Annotated in this window: 7 protein-coding genes and 1 pseudogene; 4 read left to right on the forward strand and 4 right to left on the reverse strand. The window is 64.9% G+C overall.

Translation table 11 applies throughout. The features are described from left to right. Position 1: 1 nt before the first annotated feature. Positions 2-430, reverse strand: a complete 429-nt coding sequence (gene hemJ, locus LMJ29_RS07840) for a protoporphyrinogen oxidase HemJ (RefSeq protein WP_229604957.1) — start codon at positions 428-430, stop codon at positions 2-4. 139 nt (positions 431-569) lie between these two features. Between hemJ and argC the strand changes: the two genes are divergently transcribed. The 3 genes from argC (at position 570) to erpA (ending at position 2,850) form a co-directional block, all read left to right on the forward strand. Further along, positions 570-1,604 carry an N-acetyl-gamma-glutamyl-phosphate reductase gene (argC, locus tag LMJ29_RS07845; RefSeq protein WP_229604958.1) on the forward strand — a complete coding sequence of 345 codons (1,035 nt, stop codon included), beginning with the start codon at positions 570-572 and terminating at the stop codon, positions 1,602-1,604. Then, positions 1,604-2,332, forward strand: coding sequence for a DUF6776 family protein (locus LMJ29_RS07850; RefSeq protein WP_229604959.1), 729 nt, complete (start codon positions 1,604-1,606; stop codon positions 2,330-2,332). The genes argC and LMJ29_RS07850 overlap by 1 nt, the downstream gene beginning before the upstream one ends. 167 nt (positions 2,333-2,499) lie before the next feature. Continuing rightward, complete coding sequence (gene erpA, locus LMJ29_RS07855; protein WP_229604960.1) at positions 2,500-2,850, forward strand: iron-sulfur cluster insertion protein ErpA; 351 nt, start codon at positions 2,500-2,502, stop codon at positions 2,848-2,850. A 54-nt stretch (positions 2,851-2,904) separates the two neighbouring features. Here the strand turns inward: erpA and LMJ29_RS07860 are convergent, their stop codons facing one another. Then, a complete protein-coding gene (locus LMJ29_RS07860) occupies positions 2,905-3,999 on the reverse strand; it encodes an anhydro-N-acetylmuramic acid kinase (RefSeq protein ID WP_229604961.1) in 1,095 nt (364 codons plus the stop codon). Between the two features lie 3 nt (positions 4,000-4,002). After that, a complete protein-coding gene (locus LMJ29_RS07865) occupies positions 4,003-5,367 on the reverse strand; it encodes a peptidoglycan DD-metalloendopeptidase family protein (RefSeq protein WP_229604962.1) in 1,365 nt (454 codons plus the stop codon). Positions 5,368-5,547: 180 nt separating this feature from the next. Between LMJ29_RS07865 and tyrS the strand changes: the two genes are divergently transcribed. After that, positions 5,548-6,747 (forward strand): tyrosine--tRNA ligase, encoded by a 1,200-nt coding sequence (gene tyrS, locus LMJ29_RS07870; RefSeq protein ID WP_229604963.1) that lies wholly within the window; start codon positions 5,548-5,550, stop codon positions 6,745-6,747. Between the two features lie 73 nt (positions 6,748-6,820). Here the strand turns inward: tyrS and LMJ29_RS07875 are convergent. Continuing rightward, a pseudogene (locus LMJ29_RS07875) lies at positions 6,821-7,082 on the reverse strand (hypothetical protein); the annotation flags it as partial.

A 7,082-nucleotide genomic window follows, 5' to 3' on the forward strand; every position in this document is an offset into this window, starting at 1 on the left:
ATCAGAACGGCTTGACCACCACGAGGATGACGATAGCCAGCAGGAACAGCACCGGCACTTCGTTGAACCAGCGGTAGAACGTGTGCGTGTGGCGGTTCTCGTCGCGGGCGAAGCGTTTGAGCATCGCGCCGCATGCGTGGTGGTAGCCGATCAGCAGGGCGACCAGGGTCAGCTTGACGTGCAGCCAGGCGCCGCTGGCGAACAGGCCGGGGTTGAGCACCAGCATCCAGATGCCGAATACCAGTGCGGCGATGCTCGCCGGGGTCATGATGCCGCGGTACAGCTTGCGCTCCATCACGCAGAAGCGCTCGCGGCTGGCGGCGTCCTCGCTCATCGCGTGGTAGACGAACAGGCGCGGCAAGTAGAACAGGCCGGCGAACCAGCAGACGACGGCGATGATGTGCAGGGCCTTGAGCCACAGGTAGAGCATGCGGGAGTCCTTCTCGGATGGAGGCTGCGCAGATGGTAGTCGCAGGTCGGGCGCCCCGTCATCCCGCGGTTGGCCGGGTCGGGCTGCGGCCTTATCATGGAGCACTATATTTTCCACAGATGGTCCGCGGGGACACGAGATGATCAAGGTCGGCATTGTTGGGGGGACCGGGTATACCGGTGTGGAGTTGCTGCGTCTGCTGGCCCAGCATCCGCAAGCGCAGGTGGAGGTGATCACCTCGCGTTCGGAGGAGGGCGTGCGCGTCGCCGACATGTACCCCAACCTGCGCGGTCACTACGACGAGCTGCGCTTCAGCGTGCCGGACGTGGCGCGCCTGGGCGCCTGCGACGTGGTGTTCTTCGCCACTCCGCACGGCGTCGCCCACGCCCTGGCCGGCGAGCTGTTGGCCACTGGCACCCGGGTGATCGACCTGTCCGCCGACTTCCGCCTGCAGGACGCCGAGGAGTGGAGCCAGTGGTACGGCCAGCCGCACGGCGCGCCGGCCCTGCTGCCGGAGGCGGTGTACGGCCTGCCGGAGGTCAATCGCGAGGCGATCAAGGGCGCCCGCCTGATTGCCGTGCCCGGCTGCTATCCGACCGCTACCCAGCTCGGTCTGATTCCGCTGCTGGAGGCCGGCCTGGCCGACACCGCCAGCCTGATCGCCGACTGCAAGTCCGGGGTCAGCGGCGCCGGTCGTGGCGCCAGCGTCGGCTCGCTGCTGTGTGAAGCCGGCGAGAGCATGAAGGCGTACTCGGTTAAGGGCCACCGCCACCTGCCGGAGATCCGCCAGGGTCTGCGCCGTGCTGCCGGTGGCGAGGTCGGTCTGACCTTCGTGCCGCACCTGACGCCGATGATCCGCGGCATCCACGCCACCCTGTACGCCCGCGTGGCCGACCGCAGCGTCGACCTGCAGGCGCTGTTCGAGCAGCGCTATGCCAACGAACCGTTCGTCGACGTGATGCCGGCCGGCAGCCATCCGGAAACCCGCAGCGTGCGCGGCGCCAACGTCTGCCGTATCGCCGTGCACCGGCCGCAGGGCGGCGACCTGGTGGTGGTATTGTCGGTGATCGACAACCTGGTCAAGGGTGCCTCCGGCCAGGCGGTGCAGAACATGAACATCCTGTTCGGCCTGGATGAGCGTATGGGCCTGTCGCACGCGGCCCTGCTGCCCTGATGGACAACGCCGGCGGCGAGGGCGCCGGTGCCTTGGCGCACCGCGAGCGCGGCCGGCGCCTGGTGCCGGTCGCGCTGCTGTTGGCGCTGCCGGCGGCCTATCTGGCCGGCTACTGGCATAGCCAGCATCGCGTGGGCGGCACTCTCGACCAGGCCCGCGTGCAGGCCGAACAGCTGCAGCTGCGTAGCGCCGAACTGGATCGCCTGCGCCGCCAGCAGGCGGTGATGGAAAGTCGCAGCAAGCTGGCGCAGCAGGCCGGCGAGCAGAATCGCCAGACCATCAAGCTGCTCGAGGAGCAGATCTTCCAGCTGCAGCAGGAGCTGGCGACCTACCGGGACGTGGTGGCGCCGGCGAGCAATCACGAAGGCTTGCAGATCCGTGCCTTCGAGCTGCAGGGGACCGAGGATCCGCGTCGCTTCCGCTTCAAGATCCTGCTCGGCCGCGTGGGCTCGGATGCGCAGCCGCTGCAGGGCAGCCTGCAGGTCGAGCTGCAGGGGCGCCTCGGCGGCAAGGCGGCCAAGCTGAGCCTGGCGGAGCTGGCGGCTGATCTGCCGGCCGAGGGCCTGGCTTTCGCCTTCCGCCATTTCCAGGCCATTCCCGAGGGGGCGAGCTTCGCCGAACTGCTGCTGCCGGAAGGCTTCGCACCGCAGGAAGTACGCGTGCGCGCCGCGGTGGAAGGACAGCGGCAGCCCTTGGAGCGCAGTTTCCGCTGGGCGGAGCTGCAGTAAAGTGCCGCGCTTTGCGGCAGAATCTACGCAAAGCGCTTTGGCGCTGGTCGTGCCCTCGGGTATCGCCAGCTCGCGGTGCGCCCAACCTAATAGTTGACCGTTTCGCTCGGTGAGCGATAATGCGTCGCCTCTGTGCTGCAAGACGGCGATATGCCTGGAGTTTGGACATGAGCATTGAAACCTTCACCCCCACCCCGCTGATGTTCACCGAGGGGGCGGCCAACAAGGTGAAGACTCTGATCGAGGAGGAGGGCAATCCGCGCCTCAAGTTGCGGGTGTTCGTTACCGGTGGCGGTTGCTCGGGCTTCCAGTATGGCTTCACCTTCGACGAGGAGCAGGACGAGGAGGACACCGTGGTCGAGCGCGATGGGGTGCGCCTGGTGGTCGACCCGATGAGTTTCCAGTACCTGGTCGGCGCCGAGGTCGACTATCAGGAGGGTCTGGAGGGCTCCCGCTTCGTGATCAAGAACCCCAACGCCAGCACCACCTGTGGCTGCGGGCAATCGTTCTCGATCTGACCCCCGTTGCTGTCGAACGACGCCGCGCTTTGCGCGGCGTTGTCGTTTCTGCACTCAGGCCGGGTAGATGGCGCCGAGGATGCGTCGGCCACGGGCGCCGGTAACCTCGGGGCAGTTGGCGGGAATGCCTTCCAGGCAGCAGTGGGCCAGCCAGGCGAAGGCCATGGCTTCGATCCAGTCGGCGGGCAGTCCGCGGCTGTCGGTGCTGGCCACCTGGCAGTGGGGCAGTTGTTCGGCCAGGCGCTGCATCAGACGCCGGTTGCGCGCGCCGCCGCCGCAGACCAGCAGCTCCTCGGCGGTTGGCAGGTTGTGTTGCAAAGCCTCGGCGATGCTGCAGGCGGTCAGCTCGAGCAGGGTTGCCTGAACGTCCGCCGCCGGCAGCGGCGGATGTTGGCGTAGTTGCTCCTGCAGCCAGGCGAGGTTGAAGCGCTCGCGACCGGTGCTCTTCGGGCCGGCGATCCGGAAGAACGCGTCCGCCAGCATCTGCTGCAGCAACGGCTCGACCGGCTGGCCGCTGTTGGCCCAGGCGCCGTCCTGGTCGAAGCGTTCGCCGCGCTGCTGCTGGATCCATGCATCCAGCAGTACGTTGCCCGGGCCGCAGTCGAAGCCGCGCACGGGTTGTTCGGGAGCCAGCAGGGTCAGGTTGCTGAAGCCGCCGACATTGAGAATGGCGCGCGGCCGCTCGCTGCCGAACAGGGCCTGGTGAAAAGCCGGCACCAGCGGCGCTCCCTGGCCGCCGGCTGCCACGTCGCGGCGCCGGAAGTCGGCGACGACGCAGATGCCGGTGAGTTCGGCGAGCAGCGCCGGATTGCCGATCTGCACGGTGAAGCCGCGGTGCGGTTCGTGTCGCACGGTCTGGCCGTGGCTGCCGATGGCGCGGATCCGCTCCGCGGACAGCCCGGCTTGTTGGAGCAACTGGTCGATCGCCTGGGCGGCCAGTTCGGCCCAGGCGTGCTCGGCCAGGGCGCTGCGGGCGATTTCGTCCGGCCCGCTGTGGCACAGCGCGAGCAGCTGTGCCCCCAGCTCTACCGGCATGGGCGTGTAGTGGGAGGCGAGCAGGCGGGGCATCTGTGTCCCCTCCTGCTCAACCAGCGCGACATCCAGGCCATCGAGGCTGGTGCCGGACATCACCCCCAGATAAAGCGACATGGCTCAGCGCTTGTTCAGGGCCAGCATTGAGGCGCGCTCCTGATCCATGCGCGCCAGCATCGGCTGACTCTGCTGGAGGAAGCGTTTGCGCTCGGCGCCTGCCATCGGGTCGGCCATCGGCAGCTTCTGGCTGAGCGGGTCGACGTGCTTGCCATTGATTTGGAACTCGTAGTGCAGGTGCGGTCCGGTGGACAAGCCGGTGGTGCCGACGTAGCCGATCAGCTGACCTTGCTTGACCTGGCTGCCGTTGCGGACACCCTTGGCGAAGCCGTTCAGGTGGCCGTAGAGGGTCCGGTAGCGCTGGCCATGCTGGATGACGATGGTGTTGCCATAACCTCCCTTGCGACCGGCGAGGATGACCTTGCCGTCACCGGTGGCCTTGACCGGCGTGCCGCGCGGTGCGGCGTAGTCGACACCCTTGTGGGCGCGAATCTTGTTCAGCACCGGGTGCAGACGGCCGGAGGAGAAGCGCGAACTGATCCGGGCGAAATCCACCGGGGTGCGGATGAAGGCCTTGCGCATGCTGCTGCCATCGGCGCGATAGTAGCTGGTACTACCCTGGCGGTTGGTGAAGCGCACGGCGCTGTAGGTCTTGCCTTGGTTGCTGAAGCGCGCCGCCAGAATGTTGCCGGCGCCGACGGTCTTGCCGTCGACCACCTGCTCTTCGTAGAGCACTTCGAATTCGTCGCCGTCGCGGATGTCGAGAGCGAAGTCGATGTCGTAGCCGAAAATGTTCGCCAGTTCGAGCGCCAGGGCGTGCGGCAGGCCGGCGCGCTTGGTGGCCAGGAACAGCGAGCTGTCGATGGTGCCGCGGGCGTAGGCTTGGCGAATGGCCGGTTTGATCTGCTCGTATTTGACGCTGAAGCCCTTGGCGGTGCGGGTAATCTGCACGTTTTGCAGTGTATCCATCCGCGAGCTCAGGGATTCGAGTTCGCCTTTGTCGTCACGAGTAATGATGAAAACTTGACCGGGCTTGATCTGGGTTAGTTGGCGGGCATTGCGATTCTCGGCCAACAGATTGTGCAGGGTGTCGCCCGGCAGCTCGGCCTTGGCAAAGACGCTGGACAGGGTATCGCCGCTGGTCACGGTAATCACCCGCTCGCGAGCAGGTGGGGTGGTAATTTCCGTCGACCGTTCGTCGGTGTTCTCGGCTGCGGGCGCCTCGGCGGTGACTACTTCCGTGGGGGCTGCGTCTTCACTCACAAGAGTGGCGGGGCTCTGGATATCGAATGAGAGCAGGGCTTTCTTGGCTTCTACCTGGCTGCTGGGAAACACCAGCAAGGTCAGGCTCAGCAGCGCCGCAATGCCGCTCGCGGCCAGCAAGTGGCTGCGCGGGTATGGGGGTGTGTTCCTGGACGTATCCGTCATGGTGGGTGGGATTCTTTCGGGTGCAATAACCCCCTAAGCTATAACTGAACGGCCCTTGAGGCAACCGCGGCTGTCAGTTTCGCGATGCACGGCCGTGGTTGACTGCACAGTCTTTGTAAATTTCGCGCGATCTTGTATCGTTGCTGCCCATTTTTTCCTGTGGATATGGGCGGCTCCATCATGAAATCGGTCGAAGAACAGCTGGCGCTGATCAAGCGTGGCGCGGAAGAGATTCTGGTTGAAGCGGAACTGGTGGCCAAGCTGCAGCGCGGTCAACCGCTGCGTATCAAGGCCGGCTTCGATCCGACCGCCCCCGATCTGCATCTGGGGCATACCGTCCTGATCAACAAGCTGCGCCAGTTTCAGGAGTTGGGGCATCAGGTCATCTTCCTGATCGGCGACTTCACCGGGATGATCGGTGATCCCAGTGGCAAGAATGCCACTCGCCCGCCGCTGACTCGCGAACAGGTGCTTGAGAACGCCGAGACCTACAAGGCCCAGGTATTCAAGATTCTCGACCCGGCCAAGACCGAGGTGGCCTTCAACTCGAGCTGGATGGACCAACTGTCGCCGGCCGACTTCATCCGCCTGGCCTCGCAGTACACCGTGGCGCGCATGCTCGAGCGCGATGACTTCCACAAGCGCTACACTGGCAACCAATCGATCGCCATCCACGAGTTCCTCTATCCGCTGGTGCAGGGCTATGACTCCGTGGCGCTGCGCGCAGACGTCGAGCTGGGTGGAACCGACCAGAAATTCAACCTGTTGATGGGGCGCGAGCTCCAGCGCGCCTATGGCCAGGAGTCGCAGGTCATCCTGACCATGCCGTTGCTCGAGGGGGTGGACGGCGTTAAGAAGATGTCCAAGTCGCTGGGCAACTACATCGGCATTCAGGAAGCGCCGGGGGTCATGTACAGCAAGCTGGTGTCGATTCCCGACGCTCTGATGTGGCGCTACTTCGAGCTGCTGAGCTTCCGGCCGATGGCAGAGATCGACGAGTTCCGTCGCGACGTGGAGCGCGGCGCCAACCCGCGCGATATCAAGATCAAGCTCGCCGAGGAAATCGTCAGCCGCTTCCATGGTGAGGAGGCGGCCGCCTCGGCGCATCGTTCGGCAGGCAATCGTCTCAAGGAGGGCGAGCTGCCGGAGGATCTGCCGGAAGTGGAACTGGTCTCGGTCGAGCCGCTGTCGATTGCAGCTGTACTGAACAAGGCAGGTCTCGTCAAGAACGCGGCCACGGCGCGCGACATGCTTAATGCGGGTGGTGTGAAAGTCGACGGTGCGGTGGTGGATCGCGACTTCGTTTTCGCGCTGGGCAACACTCATGTATGTCAGGCTGGAAAGAAGGCTTTTGCTCGGGTGACCTTGCGGGCCGAATAAAAGTGTTGACGTGCCGATTTGAGTCTCTATAATGCGCACCACTCCCGGTGACGAGCTGAAAAACCCTTGAATATCAAGGAGTTATCTTCAGGTTAGGCGGCGGGAGCAGCAGGGCTGCGGCCTTGTCGGCGCTTCCGGCTTCGGTTGGAGGCGCGCTGCGGAGGGGGTTGACAGCGATCTGGGTTGCTGTAAGATTCACCTCCCTCGCTTCGGTGGTGTAGGTTGTTCGCTGAAGCACAAGCGGTTGAATCGAAAAGAAAATTTTCGAAACACGCTTGACAGGTTGAAAGGCTGCTGTAGAATGCGCGGCCTCGGTTGAGACGAAGCGATAAGCT

The sequence above is a fragment of the Pseudomonas oryzagri genome (assembly GCF_020831405.1).
In the GTDB taxonomy this organism is placed as follows: domain Bacteria; phylum Pseudomonadota; class Gammaproteobacteria; order Pseudomonadales; family Pseudomonadaceae; genus Geopseudomonas; species Geopseudomonas oryzagri.